This is a genomic window from Bradyrhizobium sp. CCBAU 45394 (assembly GCF_028128655.1).
Lineage (GTDB): Bacteria > Pseudomonadota > Alphaproteobacteria > Rhizobiales > Xanthobacteraceae > Bradyrhizobium > Bradyrhizobium diazoefficiens.
Genome location: NZ_LBIX01000002.1, coordinates 1348 through 1649 on the forward strand (window position 1 = coordinate 1348; position 302 = coordinate 1649).

At 50.7% G+C, this 302-nt stretch carries 1 protein-coding gene; it reads left to right on the forward strand.

All coding sequences use genetic code 11. The features are described from left to right. Positions 1–19: 19 nt before the first annotated feature. Positions 20–302 (forward strand): transposase (locus WN73_RS00815; RefSeq protein ID WP_271551010.1); only part of this gene is annotated, 283 nt, incomplete at its 3' end.

Here is a 302-nt window from a genome sequence, read left to right on the forward strand (position 1 = left end):
TCCAGCTTTGACTTTGACAGTGATCCACGCTGACGAAAGAGGAGCGCCAAAGAACAGAAAGAAGATTGAATGGAAACTCCTGACCGATCTTCCGGTGCAATCGCGCGGGGATGCGATCGAGAAACTCGAATGGTATTCCCTGCGATGGAAGATCGAGGTCTTCCACAAGATACTCAAATCCGGATGTAGGGCAGAGGACTCGCAACTGCGGACTGCTCAGCGATTGACGAATCTGATCTCGGTATTCTGCATTGTGAGCTGGCGCATTTTTTGGATGACGATGCTCAATCGTTCAGCGCCAA